The organism is Microbacterium sp. NPDC058269 (assembly GCF_042881445.1).
Lineage (GTDB): Bacteria > Actinomycetota > Actinomycetes > Actinomycetales > Microbacteriaceae > Microbacterium.
Window position 1 is genome coordinate 558,550 of the sequence record NZ_JBHVXT010000001.1, and the last position, 16,612, is coordinate 575,161.

Below are 16,612 nucleotides of genomic sequence, written 5' to 3' on the forward strand. Positions count from 1 at the left end.
GCTCACCCTACGACCACGCGAATCCACGCCCCCTGAGCGGCATAGGCTGGATGCGTGCACACCACCCACCTGGTCGTGGAGACCCGTGAGATCGAGCCGGTCGAAGACCTCCTGGCCTACGCGGACCCCGCCCGCCCTCTCGCATGGCTGCGCCGCGGAGACGGGATCGTCGCCGTCGGCAGGCCGCTCACGGAGATCCGCCCTCCGGCAGGTGTCGACGAGCCGCGGACGGCGACGCTCGCGACCGTGTGGCGGACCATGGCCGCCCGGGCCGAGATCACCGATCCGGTGAGACTCCCCGGCACCGGGCTGGTCGCCTTCGGAGCGTTCACCTTCGATGAGGACTCCGCGGCCGACAGCGTGCTCGTGGTGCCCACGCAGGTGGTGGGACGGCACGGTGACCGCTTCTGGCGCACCACGATCCGCCTCGCCGGCGCTGCGGAGCAGGATGGCGAGTTCGCCGTGCAGCCCTACGGACCGCATTGGGCCGGCACCGTGGGCCCAGGTGCGCAGACCCCTCAGGGTTATCAAGACTCGGTGCGCCGCGCCCTCACCCGCATCACCGACGGCGAGCTGAGCAAGGTCGTGCTCGCACGCGACCTGACCGGCAGCATCCCGGCGGGGTCCGACCTGCGTCGGCTGGTGCGCGCCCTCTCGACCGGCTATCCCGACACCTGGGCGTTCGCCGTCGACGGTCTGATCGGGGCGAGCCCGGAAACCCTCGTCACCGTGCACGAGGGAACCGTCACCGCACGCGTGCTGGCCGGGACGATCGGACGCGGGGCCGACGCGGATGCCGACACCACCGCATCCGCCCAGCTCGCCTCGAGCACCAAGGACCTCGATGAGCATCAGTACGCCGTGCAGAGCGTGCTCGCCTCGCTGCGGTCGCACACGCGGGCGCTGGCCGCGAGCGAACAGCCCTTCCTGCTGAAGCTGCCGAATCTGTTCCACCTGGCGACCGACGTCGAGGGCGAGCTGGCCGACGGCGAGTCCGCGCTCGACCTCGTGCGCGTGCTGCACCCGACCGCCGCCGTCGCCGGCACCCCGACGCCGGCGGCCATCGCCGCGATCCGCGAACTCGAGCCCTTCGATCGTGGGCGCTACGCCGGCCCCGTCGGCTGGGTGGATGCTGCGGGCAACGGAGAGTGGGCGATCGCTCTGCGCTGCGCCCAGTTCACCGTGCGCCAGGGAGAGATCGGGGTGACGGCGTATGCGGGCGCCGGAATCGTCGCCGGCTCCGACCCGGAGAGCGAACTGCTCGAGACGCGCGTGAAGTTCCGCCCCCTGGTGGACGCGCTGGCCTGACCGCAGCCGACGCTCAACTGGCGGCGAGGCGCTTCTTCTCGGCCTCGACGTCGAAGTCGGCGGCCGGCCACTGCGGGTCGATGTCTTCCAGCGCCGCGAGGAGCAGCTCCTGCACGGCGAGCCGTGCGTACCACTTGGCGTTCGCCGGGATCACGTGCCACGGCGCAGCCTTCGTCGAGGTGCGCTCGAACACGGTCTGGTAGGCCTCCATGTACTGCGACCACAGCATCCGCTCGTCCACATCGCCCGGGTTGTACTTCCAGTGCTTGTCCGGGCGTTCGAGGCGTTCCATCAACCGCGACTTCTGCTCCTCGGGTGAGATGTGCAGCATGACCTTGACGATGCGCGTGCCCGATGCCGCGACGCGGGCCTCGAACTCGTTGATGGCGTCATAGCGGCGCTCGATCTCGTCCGGCGGGGCGAGTTCGCGCACGCGCCCGATCAGCACATCCTCGTAGTGGGAGCGGTCGAACACTCCGATGAACCCCGGCTCGGGCAGGCGCTTCTCGATGCGCCAGAGGAAGTCGTGCTCGCGTTCCTCGGCCGTCGGTGCCTTGAAAGCGGCGAGCGCGACGCCCTGCGGGTCGACGCCGCCGACGACGTGCCGCACGATGCCGCCCTTGCCCGCGGAGTCCATGGCCTGCAGCACCAACAGCACCGCGTCCTTGGCCACTCCCGCACGACTCTCGGCGAACAGCCGCTCCTGCAGCACGTTGAGGTCCGCCAGCCCGGCGGCGAGGTCGGAGACTCCGCGCGACTTGCCGTGGTCGTATCCGGGCTTGGAATCGGGGTCGAGGTCGGCGAGGCGGAATCCCTCATCGACTCGCAGCGTCTGCGTCCAGGTGTGCGCGTTCATACGCACATCCTGCCAGTCAACGCGCCAGCGGCACCTCGATGATCTGGCGTCCGCCGCGGAGCGAGGTCAGTGCCTGATCGAGTGCCGTACGAGTCGTCACCCGTTGGTACTCCCAGCCGTAGGCGAGGGCGAGGTGCTCGATGCGGACGGTGTGCGGCGTGTAGAAAGCGCGGTCGAGGTCGCCGGGGCGTGCGGAGGAGGCGACTTCGAGGGAGTCGAAGATCGTGCCTCCCCCGTCGTTGCCGACGATGACCTGCAGACGGGGCTCGGTCTCATCCGGGGGCAGCAGGAGGGCACCGACGTCGTGCAGGAACGCGAGGTCGCCCAGCAGCACTCTCGTCACCCCGGGTGCCCCGGCGGCCTGACTGGCGATGGCGACGCCGGTCGCGGTGGCGATCGTGCCGTCGATGCCGGCGAGGCCGCGGTTGGCATGGACCGGGACCTTCTTGCCTCCCAGCACCTGATCGGCGACCCGGACGAGCCGGGAGGAGCCGAAGACCAGACGGTCGTGCGGCCAGGTGGCGCGCCACACGGCGTCGGCGAGCAGTTCGCGGTCGAGCGGGCGGCGAACGGCGTCGAGTTCGGCCTTGACCGCTTCTCTGCGGGCCGCGAAGTCGGTGGATGCCAGCGCCTCCGGATCGGGGGCGTGCTCGCTCAGATCGACGGTCTCGACGGCCGACGCCCGCATCCACTCGCCGAGCCACGCGCGGTCTGCAGCACCCGAAGCGACAGTGACGGCATCGACCCCGCGCGTGCGGTGATTGAGGTTCAGCTCCTCCCCGCCGCAGCGCACGGCGACGACATCGAGGTCGCGGCGGGAGAGGAGCGCGGCCACCTCACGGCTGAGCGTCGGGTGTCCGAGGACCACGACCCGCTCGATGCGTCCGCCGAGATCCTCCCGCGCAAGCAGGCGACGGTAGCCGTGCACGATCTGGCGCCCGAACCGCGCACCGCTCACGATCTCCGCGATCAGCGGCCAGCCGCCGGCGTGCGCGATCTCCTCGGCATCGGGACCGGCGTCGGCCCCGGCGATCACGACGGTTCGCGGGCCGCGGTCGAGCTCGAACGGCTCGTCTCTCAGCGCCGCGGGCGCCTCGCCCCGGACGACGGCGATCGACGGCAGATCGCCCGAGAGCGGCTCCCGCGACGGGAGGTTCAGATGCACGGGGCCGGCGATGCCGCGGAGTCCGCTCTCGACCTCGCGAGCGCCCATCGCCGCCGCCACAGCCTGTTCGGCGAGTCCGGCCCAGTCGCCGTCTCCCGGTACCGGCGCATCGAGCTGGTCGCGCACCCAGGGCTGGAAGAGGCCGTCCTGGAGTGTCGCCTGGTTGGCGCCGACGCCGCGCAGCTCGGGCGGACGGTCGGCGGTGAGCAGCAGCATCGGCACGCCGGAGTGGAACGCCTCCATCACCGCGGGCAGCAGGTTTGCGACGGCTGTGCCCGAGGTGCACACCACGGCGGCGGGCACTCGGGTCTCACGGGCGATGCCGAGCGCGGTGAAACCGGCGACCCGCTCGTCGATGCGCACGTGCACCCGGACGTGGCCGTCATCCGCAGCGCGCACCGCGGCGAGCGCGAGGGCCTGTGAGCGCGACCCCGGCGACACGACGATGTCGCGCACGCCCTGCGCGATGAGGTCGGCGATCAGGGACGCCGCGGTCTCCATGGCCGGCGACGAGGTCACGGGCGCTGGTCCGTGGCGGGAGGCTCGTCGGTCTCCTCGTCCAGACGGGCGAGTTCCTCTTCGAGGCGGTGGATGCGCGCATCCTGCTCGGTCTTGCTGATGCTGCGGAGGAAGGCGGGGTCGTCATCCGGGGCGATCACCGGACGGACACCGGGATCGTTCGCACGTCGGCGGCCGATCACGAACCAGAGGATGCCGCCGATCACCGGAAGGAGCACCACGATCACGATCCAGAGGGGCTTGGACACACCTCGGTGCCGCGTCGCCGGCTGCACTGCGCAGTCGACGATGCTGAACACCCAGAACACGGCGGCGAGGAAGCCGCCGACGATCAGTAGTCTCGCCACCCCTCCAGTGTAGGCGTGCGGAGCGCCTCCCGGCCCCGAGGAGAGGACAGAGGCGGCGTTGCTAGACTGCGCGGGAAATGCTGCCCTCATCGCCGGATCCGATGCCGCGAGCACGGGCCGAGCGGATGCTGATCGCCCGCGTGATCATCGCCGTCGGCCTGGCGCTCCTGCTCGTCGTCGGCGCGTGGTCGACCGCACGGGGCTCAGCCGATGTGCACGCGACGCTGTGCCTCGCATCCGGTGTCTCGGAGTCGGCTGCAGCCGCCCCGCCCGCCGCCGATCCGGAGGGGGCGAGCACGGTCGACGCGCTCTCGTCCGGCGTGGGGATGTGTCTCCTGGCGGTGATCGGCGGTGTCGCGCTGGTCCTGCTGTTCCATCGACTCACGGGCCACGGAACCCGCCCTCTGTGCACCCGCGCCCCGCGCGCGGTATCGCCGAGTCGCGCCGGTCCGAGCATCATCGTCGCCGCTCTCACTCTCACGCAGCTCTCCATCTCCCGCACCTGAACACCGACGCGTGTGTCGAGCCGCCCCGAAGCGGCATCCTTCCCTCGTCGTACCCGTGTGTCTGGAGACTCCATGAAGAACTCTGTCAAAGCGACCCTGATCGCCATCGCCGTCGCCATCGTCCTGCTGATCGCCGGAATCGTCTTCGCCATCAGCCAGCAGCAACCCGCCGAGCCGTCAGAAGGCGGAGAGGGCGAAGAACCGCAGCAGACCGTCCGTACCGATTCCCATGTGATCGACGACGGGGGTGAGGGCGCTATCACCGTGGTCGAGTTCCTCGACTTCGAGTGCGAGGCGTGCGGGGCGTTCTACCCCGTCGTCGAAGACCTCCGCGAGAAGTACGACGGCGAGATCACCTACGTCGTCCGCTACTTCCCCCTGCCCGGGCACATCAACTCCACGCAGGCCGCTCTGGCCGCCGAGGCCGCTGGTCAGCAGGACCGCTTCGAGGACATGTACCACCGCCTGTTCGAGACCCAGGCGCAGTGGGGCGAGCAGTCCGAGGAGACGCCCGAGGTGTTCCGCGGGTTCGCCGAGGAACTCGGCCTCGACATGGCCGCGTACGACGCCGCGATCGTCGACCCGGCCACCGCGGAACGCGTGGAGTCGGACAAGACCGACGGCGCGAAGCTCGAGGTGAACAGCACTCCGACCTTCTTCGTCGGGGGTGAGAAGGTCGCGCTGCAGGAGTGGGACGACCTGGAACAGGCCATCGAGAAGGCCCTCAACGGCTGAGACGGCAGGCGGGATCGCGCGGCCTCCGTGTCGGAGCCGCGCGGTCCCTCCGCACCGATATTCTGGCCGCATACCCAGGAGAGGGCCAGAATGACCATCGATATCTCGACCGCCTTGCAGACGACGCACAACGCCCGCGAACTCGCCGGCCTTCCGACCTCCGGAGGTGGGACGCTCGCCTCCGGTCTCCTCTTCCGTTCGGATGCCCTCGCCGCGCTCACGGACGAAGGGCTGCAGGCGTTCGCCGACCTCGGCATCGGCACCGTGATCGATCTGCGCACCGATGGCGAGCGCTCCCGTGCCGCGGACCGCCTGCCCGATGACGGCAGCGTGACACTGCTGACTCTGCCCATGCAGGGCGGGGCGATGGACGAGATGGTCAAGCAGCTGCTTCCGGCCGCCGGTGGTGCCGGGCTCTCGGTGACCCAGGTCGCCGAGGTGCTGAAGCGGGTGCCGACGCTGGAGGAGCTGTACGTCGCGATCCTGGAGGCGAGCGCCCCGCAGTTCGCGACCATCGCCCGGACGGTGCTCGAGTCTTCCCGTACCTCGCGCCCCGGCGTGCTGTTCCACTGCACCGCGGGTAAGGATCGCACCGGTCTCGCCGCCGCAGTCCTGCTGCTCGTCGCCGAGGTGCCGCGCGAGGCGATCGTCGCCGACTACACGCTGACGGAGAAGAACCTCGCACGGGGGTTCGCCGAAGCGCTCACCGCGCTGATCACCTCGCTCGGCGTCCCCCTCACCCCCGCGCTGAAGACCCTGGCCACCGAATCCCCCGCCTCGGCCATCGAGGCGGCGATGGACTGGATCAGCGCGAATCACGGTGACGTGTCCGGCTATCTGCGCAGCGGCGGCATGACCGATGAGGAGATCGCCGATCTTCGCCGGGTTCTCCGCGGCGAGTAGGAGCGGCCTGCGCAGAGGCGACGCCTCCCTCGCTACGCTGAGCGCATGACCGAGGAGCGCTCCCCCTCTCCGCATCCTGTGATCGCCGTCGTCCGGCGGATACCGGCGACCCTGACGATGGTGCTGCTGATCTTCGCGGTCGGGGTCGTCTGGCGCGGGCTCTGGGCGCCCTTCGAGGACACGGCACTGTTCCAGACCGTCGCCTACGGGCTGCCGAACCTCGCCGACGGCAAGTGGTGGACCCCCCTGACCGGCACGTTCTTCGTGAACCAGCCGTGGGTGTACCTGTTCACGATCGCGGGTTTCTGGGGCATGGCCTACCTGGAGTTCCGTCGCGGTTCGCGCGTGGCACTCGCCTACTACTGGCTCGGTCAGCTGTTCGCGATCTTCGCCACGGCACTGCTGCTGTATGTGCTCTCGCAGTTCCCGTGGGCATGGGCGACCGAGCAGGCGCAGGCGCTCGATGTGGGGGCATCCGGCGGCACCATGGCGTGCATCGCCGCGGCGGTCGGCCTGTTCCGTCCGCCGTGGAAGGTGCGCGGCTGGCTCATCCTGCTCGGCTTCGTGTTCATCGCGATGCTCTTCTGGGGGAAGGTCGCTGATCTCGAGCACCTGCTCGCGGTGCTGCTGATCCTCGTCGTGGACCGCACGCTGCGGGTGCGGCACACCACAGTCCGTGAGCAGCGGCTGATCGCCGTGGTGGCGATGCTGGTGCTCGGCGCGGTCGAGATCATCACCACCCTCCTTCCGACCGACGGTCCCTTCGGCCCGACCGAGCCCGTATCCGGCGGCTTCATCAGCCTCGCGATCGACCTCGTCGTGATCCTCGTGCTCGTGAACGGCCTGCGCCGGGGACGACGCTTCGCGTGGGTGCTCGCCCTCCTGCTCGGGATCTTCAACGTCCTGACCGCGGCTCTCGTGCTCATCCTCATCACGGTGTTCAGTCAGGCGCAGCTCGATGTGCGGTGGGACGGCGAGACCGAACTCGAGCTCGCGAACGGCTTCCTCTGGCTGATCATGCTCGTCTACCTGGTGTGGGTGCGCCGTGCCTTCCGGGCGAAGCGTCGTTCGAAGCTGGGCATCCAACCCGCCCCGACCGTCGACGACATGAAACACGAACTCCACACCCACGGCGGTGGGACGCTCTCGTGGATGACGACGTGGGAGGGCAATAGCTACGCGCGCGTGAACGGCGGGATCGTGGCCTACCAGCGACGCAACGGCGTCGCACTGGCGCTGGCCGATCCGATCGGACCGGCGGATGCGCGCGCCGAGGCCGTGACCGACTTCATCCACGCCGCGGAGCTGGCCGGTCTCGTTCCGTGCTTCTTCAGCGCGGATGAGGCCACACGCGCCGCCGTCCCCTCGACCTGGCGGAGCATCGTGGTGGCTGACGACGCGATCGTCGACCTGCCCGGACTGGAGTTCACGGGCAAGCGCTGGAACTCGGTGCGCACCTCGCTCAACAAGGCAGGCCGGGAGGAGATGACCTTCCGGATGACGCACCTCAAGGCGGAGCCGTGGGGAGTGCAGCAGCAGCTGCGGGCGATCTCGGAGGCCTGGGTCGGCGACAAGGATCTGCCCGAGATGCGCTTCACACTCGGCACGCTCGACGAGGCGGAGGACCCGGAGGTGCGCCTCGCCCTGGCGCTCGCCCCCAACGGCGACGTCGACGGCTTCCTCTCCTGGTTGCCCGTGTACGGCAGCGACGGTGCGGTACACGGCTGGACCCTCGACCTCATGCGTCGGCGCGAAGGCGGCTTCGGGCCCGTGATGGAGTACCTGATCGGATCGTCCGCGAGACAGTTCGCCGACGAGGGCGCGCAGATCATGTCTCTCTCCGGAGCCCCGCTCGCCCACGACTATCCACCCGACGCCGGGATGATCGCGGCACTGAGCGACCGGCTGGCCGATGCGCTGGAGCCGGTGTACGGCTTCGGGTCGCTGCACCGCTTCAAGCAGAAGTTCCATCCGCGATACGAGACCATGTACCTCCTGTTCCGCGACGAGAGCGACCTCACCCGCATCGGCGGGGCGCTCACCCGGGCCTTCCTGCCGGATGCCACGCTGCGGCAGTTCGCCGGAGCCGGGCTCGAACTCGTGCGCGGCGGGAAGGACTGAGTACCTCGAAGTCCACGTGAGTACGATCGGTGTCGTGCTCGATGAAGACCGCCTCCGCTCCATGGCCGACGAACTGAGCCGGGTTCCCGGCGTGCAGGCGGTCGCGCTGGGCGGCAGTCGCGCTCGCGGAACGCACCGTCCCGACTCGGACATCGATCTGGGGCTGTATGTGGACGCGAACGTGGACCGCGTCGGCATCGCACGCGTGGCGAGCGGATGGACCGGCGAGGCCGTCGAGCTCGCCGAGCGCGGCGGATGGGGCCCCTGGGTCGACGGCGGCGCCTGGCTGATCGTGGACGGAGTGCCGGTCGACCTCATCCTTCGCGATATCGCCCGCGTCGAGGAGCAGTGCGCGCGGGCCTCACGCGGCGAGTTCGCCTTCCACACCCAGCCAGGGCACCCGCTGGGATTCCTCGATGTCGCCTATGCGGGCGAGGTGGCGACGAGTGTGCCGCTGCGTGATCCGGACGGGCTCCTGGTCGGGCTGGCTCGCAGCGTGACCCCCTACCCGGAGGCTCTGCGGGACGCGTTCCTCGCGAACCTCTGGCAGGTCGACTTCCTGCTGAACGCGGCCATGAAGGGTGCGAAGTCCGGCGACGCGGCGTATGTCTCGCTGTGCGGCACCACGACGACCATGCTCACCGCTCACGCCTGGCATGCCGCCGCCGGACAGTGGGTCACGAACGAGAAGGGCCTGGTGCCGAACGTGGCACGGCTCCCGCTCGACACGGCGGGGTTCAGCGCGGCTGCGGCAGCGGCGCTCGGGAACCTCGGGACGACGCCGGAGGAACTACTCGCCTCGATCACAGGGATGAGGGAGCTACCGCGTCCGGCAGCTCCCTCATCCTGATCCTGCACCTGATCCTCAGCCGACCGTCTCGACGACCTCCGCCGGCGCCTCGCCCGCGATACCGCCTTCCGGGCGCTTCGCGGTGTTTGCGATGTGCGCACGGCTGACGACGATCACGGCGACGATCATGATCGCGACACCGAGCCAGTAGGGCGCGGCGTGGCTGACCAGCGCGTAGAGCGACCCCGCGATGAGCGGGGCGGCCGTGCCCATGGCCGCGTTCAGCGACTGCGTCGCTCCGCCGAGCCAGCCCTGTTCGTCGTCACCGACGGCATTCGACATGGCGCCATCCATCGCCGCCTGGGATGCGCCCTGGCCCGCGGCCAGCATGAGGGCGCCGACGATGAAGACCCAGGGCTGAGCGAAGATCGAGGCGACGATGGCGAGCGCCGCGAGACCGACCATCTGCGCGACGATGCCGCTGATGATCACTCCGCGCTCGCCGATGCGCGGAAGGAGGATGCCGAGCAGCACACCCTGGATGAGGATGTCGATGATTCCGACGGCCGCGGTCAGGAGACCGATCTGCGTCGGGCCCCACTGGATGGAGTCGAGCGCCAGGACGCTGAAGTTGTTCACGAAGAACCCGAACGGCAGCGCGAGAAGGCCGAAACCGATCATCAGTCCACGCAGCTCCTTGCGGCCGAACGCCTCCTTGAAGACCGCGAACGGCTGCACGTCGCGCAGCTTGATGGCGCTGATGCGGTTGCCGGGCTTGAGGCTCTCCGGAAGCAGGAAGATGCTGAGAATGGCGATCGTGAGGGCGACCGCGGAGGTGAGGAAGACGGGGAGCTGGATGCTCACCGCGGCGAGCAGACCGCCGATCCCCGGCCCGACCATGGTGCCGATCCCCGTGAGAGCGCCGAGGAGCCCGAACCGCTTCGCCCGCTGTTCGGGCGGGGTGATGTCGGCGAGGTAGGCGAAGAGGGCGGGGAGATCTCCCGCAGTCAGTCCCTGGATGACGCGAGCGAGGACGAGGACCCAGATCGCACCGCCGATGCCGAACAGTGCCATCGAGAACGCGGCGCCGAACGCGGCGACGATGATGACGGGTCGACGACCGAAGCGGTCGGAGAGCCTGCCGAGGAAGGGCGCAGCCAGGAAGGCGCAGAGCCCGTTGACCGCCTCGAGCACGCCCACCCAGATGGCGAGGTCGCCCTCGTGCGAGACGTACTGCAGCACCACGAACGGGAGCACGGGAAGGACGACCGTCATACCGATGACGGTCAGCATCGTGAGCACGATGAGCATGATCCACGCGCGGTTCTGATCCCGTCGCGTGAGGGTAGTAGGTGAAGTCATACCGAAAGTGTAGCGATACCAGTTTTGGTGTCAAGCCGGGTTTGTAGTCGGTCCACGATAGACTGTCGTCATGACGAATCCAGAGCCCCTCGGACGCCGCGAACGGAAGAAGGCCGCGACCCGGAAGACGATCTCCGACGTGGCGACGGTGATGTTCCTGGAGCGCGGCTTCGACAACGTGAGCATCCGCGAGGTCGCCGATGCCGCCGACGTCTCCCCCACAACCGTTTTCGCGCACTTCCCGCAGAAGGAGGCCCTCGTCTTCGACGAGGATGACGAGCAGCGTGACCGCCTCGTCGCGGCGGTACGGGAGCGCCCCGAGGGGAGCACGATCAACCACGCGATCCACGACTTCTTCTCCACCGAGGTCAAGGCGAACTTCGACGAGCACGGTGACGACGTCACCCGTGTCTTCATGCGCTTCCTCAACGAGACGCCGGCACTGCGCGACTATGCGGCGAAGATGTGGCTCCGACACGAAGATGCCCTCGCCGCGGCCATCGCCGAGGAACTCGGCCTCAGCGAGCCTGTCGCCGAGATCCGCGTCTATGCCCGGTTCGTGCTGCAGATGCAGCTGCTCATCAACGACAGCGACGACCCCCTCGAAACCGTGGACGCGGGGTTCCGCGTGCTCGAGAGCGGGTGGGACCCCGTCGAAGAGCGTCTCGCCAGGTGATTATCCGGCGCCGGGTCAGTCGTCGCGAGGGCGCCGGCGCAGACTCTTGACGTCAGTGCGCCGCTGCTTGGCCTTCAGACGGCGCTCCTTCGACCCGCGGCTCGGCTTCGTCGGCCGTCGAGGCGGTGCCGGCGGACGCAGAGCCTCCGCCACCAGGGCGACGAGCCGCTCCCGCGCCGCATCCCTGTTGCGCAATTGGGCCCGGTGCTCGGATGCCACGATCGCCAGGACGCCATCGACCAGGCGGCCGCTCAGTCGGTCGAGGAGCCGCTCGCGCTGATGCGGAGTGAGCGCCATCGAGTTCGCCGCATCCCACAGGAGCTCCACGCGGGAATCGGCGGTGTTGACGCCCTGTCCACCCGGCCCGGATGACCGCGAGAAGCGCCACGAGAGCTCGGCCTCGGGGATCGTGAGGCCCGACGAGACCCGCAGACCGGGACGATGGGCGGATGGCATGTGTCCATCATCGGCCCTCGCGGGGCCATCCTCGACCTCGCTTCCTCAGTCGTCGGACTCGTCGCCTTCGGCGAGGTACACGGTTGCGTAGACATCGACGCCCAGCTCCCCGATCTGCGCGGCCAGCTCGAACGGCAGCACGAAGCCGCCCTGAGAGGAATCGGAGCTGGCGGACCACCAGATGCGCGCCTCGCAGTCTTCCGGGAGGTCGGCGACACGCCCTGCTGCGGCGGTACAGCGGTCAAGGAGCTCGCGCAACGGCCGCGTTCCCGTCTGATCGATCTCGGTGTTGTCGAGAGCACCCACATCGAGGGACCACCCATGATGCGTGCGGACCCGACTCGACCGGAGCATCTCCCCTTTGCGCCACACCTCGCTCGGATCGAGGCCCAACAGCTGTGTGACGACATCCGGATCAGTGGTCTCCGACAGCACGGTGAACGTCGCCCTGCCCCACTGGATCATGGGATGAGCATAGACGCGAGCCGGCGCGCGAGGAACGCCGATGAGATGCAGCCGACGGATAGCATGGCGAGGCGGCGCTCACTCCCCCGACGGTGCCTGCCGCCACACGCGGAGCACGAATGAACTCATACCGGCAGGACGACTGGGCGGCGAGCCCCTCGTATCCGTCGACCGTGAATGAGCCGTACCTGATGGGCACGGGCGTCGTCACCGCCGAAGACACCGGCACTCGCCCGCTCTCGCCGCCGCACAGCCACGCCGATCCGATGCTGGCGTGGTGCTACCGCGGCACGGTGTGGGTGCACCTGCAGGATGCGCGGTGGCGCCTCGCTCCGGGTCAGGGTGTGTGGATTCCCGCGCACACCCCGCACACCGCCCATCACGAACCAGACTCGACCGGCTGCTACACCTACATCCCGGATGCTTCGCTGATCGCGCCGGTCGACGGCATCACGCGTGTGCTCGTACCCCGCGCGGTGCAGGAGATGCTCCTCCACCTCGGCATCAACGACATGCCGACCGACCTGCGCGTGCGCATCCAGTCGGTGCTCATCGAGATGCTGCAACAGCCGCTGCCGGAGGATGCCGGTGGCTGGGGCGAGGTGCCGATCCCTTCAGACGAACGGGTCGCCCCGCTCGTTCAGGCCGTGCTCGCCGACCCCGGCGATCCCCGCAGCACGGTCGAGCTGTTCCTCGCGCACGGACTCCACGAACGGACGGTGCTGCGCATCTTCCAGAACGACGTCGGCATGAGCTTCGGACGCTGGCGCACCGGGGTGCGGATGACTCTCGGGGCTCGGCTGATCGTCGACGGCACCCCGATCGGGGCCGCCGCGCACCGGTGCGGGTACGCCACGACGAGCGCCTTCTCCGCCGCGTTCAAGGAGCGCTTCGGGCTCACTCCCCGGCAGCACGTGGCCCGCGTGCAGGCCGACGCCGCGCACCAGCTGTACTGGCGGTGACGGCGGGGACAGCGGGGCGATCCTGATCCCCTGACGGCGAATCCGACCGTCATTGTCGGTTCCGCGACACAAGTCGTCGCTCCCGCGACACTGAGCGCTGCGTCCGCGTTCTAGCATCGTTCTGTTAGGGCATGCTTACCTAACTTCTCGCCGCGTCGACGCGGCAACACCCCTCCCCCCTTCCCGAAGGAGAACCATGTCGCTCGCTTCTGCGCGCCCGAAGATCCGCCGAGGCTCCGCCCTGGTCGCCGCGGCCCTCGCCGCCGCCCTCACCCTCGCCGGGTGCTCGTCCAGCCCCGAGGAATCCAGCTCCGACTCCAGCGCGACGGAGGGCGTGATCATCGAGCACGGCCACGGGAAGACCGTGATTCCGGAGAAGCCGCAGCGCATCGTCACCCTCGGCTGGATGACGGCCGACATCGTCGCCGCCCTCGGTACCAATCCGGTCGGCATGGAGGAGGTCTGGGGCGCGGGCGAGAGCGGCTACCAGCCCTGGTTCGAGGACTACGTCACCGAGGAGTACGGCGAGACCCCCGAGATCATCCCCTTCCTCGAAGACGGCCCCAACTACGAAGCCATCAAGGAGCTCAAGCCCGACCTGATCCTGAGCCTCTACTCCGGCGTCTCCGACATCGAGTACGAGCGCCTGACCGAGATCGCCCCGACCGTCCCCTACATCGAAGGCCCCTGGAACCCGGGGACCTGGGAGGACATGACCCGCACGGTCGGCAAGGCACTGTCCGAGGAGGACAAGGCCGATGAGCTGATCGCCGAGACCGAGAAGCAGATCACCACCCTGGCCGGCGAGCACCCCGAGTTCGAGGACAAGACCTTCGTCTGGGGTCTGACCCTGAACGAGGGCGGCACCGACCTCGGCGTCTACCTCGAGTACGACCCCCGCGTGCGCATCACCGAGGCCCTCGGATTCACCTCGACCCCGGCGATGGACAGCTTCCTCAAGACCGCGGAGGGCGACAACTGGTACACCGGCGTCAGCCTCGAGAACCTCTACGACGTGGAAGCCGATCTGTTCGCGGCCTGGGGCGGCAGCGCCGACGAGGGCACGTACACGGTCGAGAACAAGGTCGTGTCGCGCTGGAACCCGATCGCCAACGGCTCGTATGTGATCTACGCCGACGACGCCGAGGCCTCGGCCATCAGCGCGCCCACGGTGCTCTCGCTGAAGTACATCCTGCCGAAGTACGTCGACGACCTCGCCGGGGCACTCCAGGGCGAGCCCACCATCACCGGCAAGTGATCCGAGAGATGTCCCTGGCGACGGATGACGGCACGGACGTCTCGAACACGGGTGCGGGGAGTCGTCCAGTCGACTCCCCGCACCGCAACGGGACGCTCGTGGCAGGACTGGTCATCGCCGTGGCGGTGCTGGTCGTCGCCGCCATCGCCTCGCTCGCCGTCGGCGCCCGCGCGATCGATCCCGTCACCGTGCTGCAGTCCCTCTTCGCCTACGACGACGAGAACCCGCTGCATCTGACGGTCATGGAGCTGCGCGTGCCGCGCACCCTGCTCGGCATCGTCGTGGGGGCCGCTCTCGCCGTGTGCGGCGGCCTGATCCAGGCCTTCACCCGCAACCCGCTGGCCGACCCCGGCATCCTCGGTGTGAACGCCGGGGCATCCTTCGCCGTCACCTTCGCGGTCGGCGTGCTCGGGCTCACCACCCCCGGTGCCTATGTGCCCTTCGCCCTCGGCGGAGCCTTCGTCCTCACCATGCTGGTCTACGTGCTGGGCTCGTTCGGAGCCTCGGGCGCGACTCCCATGAAGCTCACCCTCGCCGGCGTCGCCCTCGGCGCGGCCTTCACCGGCTTCACCACCGCGATCGTGCTGCGTGACCACAGCACCCTCCAGGTCATGCGCTTCTGGGGCGTCGGCTCGATCGGCGGACGCACCCTCGACCAGCTCACCTGGGCCGTGCCCCTGATCGTGAGCGGCCTGCTGATCGGGCTCCTGTGCGCGCGGTCTCTGAACGCCCTGGCCCTCGGCGACGACCTGGCGCACGCCCTCGGTGCCCGCGTGCGCGTGACCCGCATCCTCGTCATCATCGCCGTCACCCTGCTGGCGGGAACCAGCGTCGCCGCTGCCGGCCCCATCGCCTTCGTCGGGCTCATGATCCCGCACATCGTCCGCTGGTTCACCGGGCCCGATCAGCGCTGGGTGCTCGCGTACTCGATGATCATCGGCCCCGCCTTCCTGCTGTTCGCCGACATCCTCGGGCGCATCGCGCTCCCGAACGGCGAGATGCGCGTGGGCATCGTCACCGCGCTCCTCGGCGCCCCGATCCTGATCATGTTGGTGCGCCGCAAGCGGGTGAGCGGACTGTGAGCATCGATCAGAAGCCCACCACCGCACCGAGTGCAACCGCACCGTCGGGCAGATTCACTCCCGTGGATCACGGGCGACGCCTGTTCCGGATAGAGACCGCACGCATCTCCGCACTCATCCCCGTGCGCTCCGTGGTCGTCAGCATCGTGCTGGTCGTCGTGATCGTCGGAGCGGGCCTCTTCTCCGTGACTCTCGGCGCCTACGAGGTCGACTTCGCCGCCGTCCTCCGGGCGATCTTCGACCCCGCCTCCGACCCCGATATCCGCCAGGTGGTCTTCGAATGGCGTCTGCCGCGCGTGCTGTTCGCGGTGCTGTGCGGTGCAGCGCTCGCCCTCGCCGGCGGCATCTTCCAGTCGCTCACCCGCAACCCGCTCGGCTCCCCCGACATCATCGGCTTCGGCATCGGCGCGCAGTTCGGTGTGACGCTGGTGATGATCGTCTTCGAGCTGAACACCTACATGTTCAAGGCGGCGGGGGCGCTGGTCGGCGGCCTGTTCACCGCCGTGCTCGTCTACGTGCTCGCCAACAAGAACACGATGTCGTCGTTCCGGCTCATCATCGTCGGCATCGGCGTCTCGGCAGGACTCGGATCCCTCACCTCATGGATCCTGATCTCGGTCAGCGTCGAGAAGGCGATGATGGCGGCGACGTGGGGCGCGGGTTCGATCGCCTCGCTCGGCTTCGACCAGCTGATCCCGGCGGCGATCGTGTTCGCGATCGTGACGCTGCTGTCCCTCCCCCTCGCCCGCACGCTGCCGGTGCTGGAGATGGGCGACGACGCGGCGACCGCTCTCGGCATCCGTCCCGGTCGCACCCGCCTCGCGGCGATGGTGTTCGGTGTGGCCCTGGTCGCGCTGGTGACCGCCGCAGCCGGCCCCATCTCCTTCATCGCCCTCGCGGCCCCGCAGATCTCGCAGCGCCTCACCCGCTCGAACACCCCGATGGGCACGGTGCCCGTGATGCTGACGGGCGCCGCCCTCGTGGTGGTCTCGGACGCGGTCGCTCAGCTCGTCGCGGTGCCGGTCGGCGTCGTGACGGTGTCGGTCGGCGGCCTCTATCTCGCCTGGCTGCTCGCCACCCAGTACGCGCGCCGCACCTGAA

At 69.2% G+C, this 16,612-nt stretch carries 17 protein-coding genes; 11 read left to right on the forward strand and 6 right to left on the reverse strand.

Going from position 1 to position 16,612, the window contains the following annotated elements:
• Nucleotides 1-54: 54 nt before the first annotated feature.
• Nucleotides 55-1,308 carry an isochorismate synthase MenF gene (locus ACFVWL_RS02795; protein ID WP_387178184.1) on the forward strand — a complete coding sequence of 418 codons (1,254 nt, stop codon included), beginning with the start codon at nt 55-57 and terminating at the stop codon, nt 1,306-1,308.
• Between the two features lie 13 nt (nt 1,309-1,321).
• On the opposite strand, the gene ACFVWL_RS02800 is transcribed toward ACFVWL_RS02795, so the two are convergent.
• The 3 genes from ACFVWL_RS02800 to ACFVWL_RS02810 are packed head-to-tail and all read right to left on the reverse strand — an operon-like array spanning nt 1,322 to nt 4,195.
• Nucleotides 1,322-2,164: a polyphosphate kinase 2 family protein gene (locus tag ACFVWL_RS02800; protein WP_387178186.1), complete on the reverse strand. Its 843-nt coding sequence runs from the start codon at nt 2,162-2,164 to the stop codon at nt 1,322-1,324.
• 16 nt (nt 2,165-2,180) lie between these two features.
• Entirely contained in the window at nt 2,181-3,830 is a 1,650-nt protein-coding gene (gene menD / locus ACFVWL_RS02805; protein WP_387180901.1) for a 2-succinyl-5-enolpyruvyl-6-hydroxy-3-cyclohexene-1-carboxylic-acid synthase, read from the reverse strand.
• Between the two features lie 14 nt (nt 3,831-3,844).
• Complete coding sequence (locus ACFVWL_RS02810) at nt 3,845-4,195, reverse strand: PLD nuclease N-terminal domain-containing protein (protein WP_387178189.1); 351 nt, start codon at nt 4,193-4,195, stop codon at nt 3,845-3,847.
• A 101-nt stretch (nt 4,196-4,296) separates the two neighbouring features.
• Between ACFVWL_RS02810 and ACFVWL_RS02815 the strand changes: the two genes are divergently transcribed.
• The 5 genes from ACFVWL_RS02815 (at nt 4,297) to ACFVWL_RS02835 (ending at nt 9,310) form a co-directional block, all read left to right on the forward strand.
• Nucleotides 4,297-4,701 carry a hypothetical protein gene (locus ACFVWL_RS02815; RefSeq protein WP_387178192.1) on the forward strand — a complete coding sequence of 135 codons (405 nt, stop codon included), beginning with the start codon at nt 4,297-4,299 and terminating at the stop codon, nt 4,699-4,701.
• 72 nt (nt 4,702-4,773) lie between these two features.
• Nucleotides 4,774-5,436, forward strand: a complete 663-nt coding sequence (locus ACFVWL_RS02820) for a DsbA family protein (protein WP_387178194.1) — start codon at nt 4,774-4,776, stop codon at nt 5,434-5,436.
• A gap of 90 nt (nt 5,437-5,526) precedes the next feature.
• The gene (locus tag ACFVWL_RS02825; protein WP_387178196.1) at nt 5,527-6,339 is read left to right on the forward strand and encodes a tyrosine-protein phosphatase; all 813 of its coding nucleotides are present in this window, start codon (nt 5,527-5,529) and stop codon (nt 6,337-6,339) included.
• 45 nt (nt 6,340-6,384) lie between these two features.
• On the forward strand, nt 6,385-8,460 hold the full coding sequence (locus ACFVWL_RS02830; protein ID WP_387178198.1) for a bifunctional lysylphosphatidylglycerol flippase/synthetase MprF: 2,076 nt from the start codon (nt 6,385-6,387) through the stop codon (nt 8,458-8,460).
• Nucleotides 8,461-8,476: 16 nt separating this feature from the next.
• Nucleotides 8,477-9,310, forward strand: coding sequence for a nucleotidyltransferase domain-containing protein (locus ACFVWL_RS02835; RefSeq protein ID WP_387178201.1), 834 nt, complete (start codon nt 8,477-8,479; stop codon nt 9,308-9,310).
• A gap of 15 nt (nt 9,311-9,325) precedes the next feature.
• Here ACFVWL_RS02835 and tet(42) read toward each other — a convergent pair whose 3' ends face one another.
• Entirely contained in the window at nt 9,326-10,612 is a 1,287-nt protein-coding gene (tet(42), locus tag ACFVWL_RS02840) for a tetracycline efflux MFS transporter Tet(42) (RefSeq protein WP_387178203.1), read from the reverse strand.
• Between the two features lie 70 nt (nt 10,613-10,682).
• Here tet(42) and ACFVWL_RS02845 point away from each other — a divergent pair, with 70 nt between their 5' ends.
• On the forward strand, nt 10,683-11,288 hold the full coding sequence (locus ACFVWL_RS02845; protein WP_387178205.1) for a TetR/AcrR family transcriptional regulator: 606 nt from the start codon (nt 10,683-10,685) through the stop codon (nt 11,286-11,288).
• Between the two features lie 15 nt (nt 11,289-11,303).
• Here the strand turns inward: ACFVWL_RS02845 and arfB are convergent, their stop codons facing one another.
• Together arfB and ACFVWL_RS02855 are read right to left on the reverse strand one after the other, a co-directional pair.
• Entirely contained in the window at nt 11,304-11,744 is a 441-nt protein-coding gene (gene arfB / locus ACFVWL_RS02850) for an alternative ribosome rescue aminoacyl-tRNA hydrolase ArfB (RefSeq protein WP_387178207.1), read from the reverse strand.
• A gap of 45 nt (nt 11,745-11,789) precedes the next feature.
• Nucleotides 11,790-12,209, reverse strand: coding sequence for a DUF4279 domain-containing protein (locus tag ACFVWL_RS02855; RefSeq protein ID WP_387178210.1), 420 nt, complete (start codon nt 12,207-12,209; stop codon nt 11,790-11,792).
• Between the two features lie 119 nt (nt 12,210-12,328).
• Here ACFVWL_RS02855 and ACFVWL_RS02860 point away from each other — a divergent pair, with 119 nt between their 5' ends.
• The 4 genes from ACFVWL_RS02860 (at nt 12,329) to ACFVWL_RS02875 (ending at nt 16,611) form a co-directional block, all read left to right on the forward strand.
• Nucleotides 12,329-13,171, forward strand: a complete 843-nt coding sequence (locus ACFVWL_RS02860; RefSeq protein WP_387178213.1) for a helix-turn-helix domain-containing protein — start codon at nt 12,329-12,331, stop codon at nt 13,169-13,171.
• A gap of 196 nt (nt 13,172-13,367) precedes the next feature.
• The gene (locus ACFVWL_RS02865) at nt 13,368-14,429 is read left to right on the forward strand and encodes an iron-siderophore ABC transporter substrate-binding protein (protein ID WP_387178216.1); all 1,062 of its coding nucleotides are present in this window, start codon (nt 13,368-13,370) and stop codon (nt 14,427-14,429) included.
• 8 nt (nt 14,430-14,437) lie between these two features.
• Nucleotides 14,438-15,511, forward strand: coding sequence for a FecCD family ABC transporter permease (locus ACFVWL_RS02870; protein ID WP_387178219.1), 1,074 nt, complete (start codon nt 14,438-14,440; stop codon nt 15,509-15,511).
• Nucleotides 15,508-16,611 carry a FecCD family ABC transporter permease gene (locus ACFVWL_RS02875; RefSeq protein WP_387178222.1) on the forward strand — a complete coding sequence of 368 codons (1,104 nt, stop codon included), beginning with the start codon at nt 15,508-15,510 and terminating at the stop codon, nt 16,609-16,611. Before ACFVWL_RS02870 ends, ACFVWL_RS02875 begins: the two co-directional genes overlap by 4 nt.
• Nucleotide 16,612: the final 1 nt, after the last annotated feature.

What these genes read in the sequence shown, in the direction of transcription:
- ACFVWL_RS02825 (WP_387178196.1), top strand. Translation starts at nt 5,527, where the DNA reads ATGACCATCGATATCTCGACCGCCTTGCAGACGACGCACAACGCCCGC.
- ACFVWL_RS02845 (WP_387178205.1), top strand. Translation starts at nt 10,683, where the DNA reads ATGACGAATCCAGAGCCCCTCGGACGCCGCGAACGGAAGAAGGCCGCG.
- ACFVWL_RS02830 (WP_387178198.1), top strand. Translation starts at nt 6,385, where the DNA reads ATGACCGAGGAGCGCTCCCCCTCTCCGCATCCTGTGATCGCCGTCGTC.
- ACFVWL_RS02860 (WP_387178213.1), top strand. Translation starts at nt 12,329, where the DNA reads ATGAACTCATACCGGCAGGACGACTGGGCGGCGAGCCCCTCGTATCCG.
- ACFVWL_RS02855 (WP_387178210.1), bottom strand. Translation starts at nt 12,209, where the DNA reads ATGATCCAGTGGGGCAGGGCGACGTTCACCGTGCTGTCGGAGACCACT.
- menD (WP_387180901.1), bottom strand. Translation starts at nt 3,830, where the DNA reads ATGGAGACCGCGGCGTCCCTGATCGCCGACCTCATCGCGCAGGGCGTG.
- ACFVWL_RS02820 (WP_387178194.1), top strand. Translation starts at nt 4,774, where the DNA reads ATGAAGAACTCTGTCAAAGCGACCCTGATCGCCATCGCCGTCGCCATC.
- arfB (WP_387178207.1), bottom strand. Translation starts at nt 11,744, where the DNA reads ATGCCATCCGCCCATCGTCCCGGTCTGCGGGTCTCGTCGGGCCTCACG.
- ACFVWL_RS02815 (WP_387178192.1), top strand. Translation starts at nt 4,297, where the DNA reads ATGCCGCGAGCACGGGCCGAGCGGATGCTGATCGCCCGCGTGATCATC.
- ACFVWL_RS02800 (WP_387178186.1), bottom strand. Translation starts at nt 2,164, where the DNA reads ATGAACGCGCACACCTGGACGCAGACGCTGCGAGTCGATGAGGGATTC.
- ACFVWL_RS02870 (WP_387178219.1), top strand. Translation starts at nt 14,438, where the DNA reads ATGTCCCTGGCGACGGATGACGGCACGGACGTCTCGAACACGGGTGCG.
- ACFVWL_RS02865 (WP_387178216.1), top strand. Translation starts at nt 13,368, where the DNA reads ATGTCGCTCGCTTCTGCGCGCCCGAAGATCCGCCGAGGCTCCGCCCTG.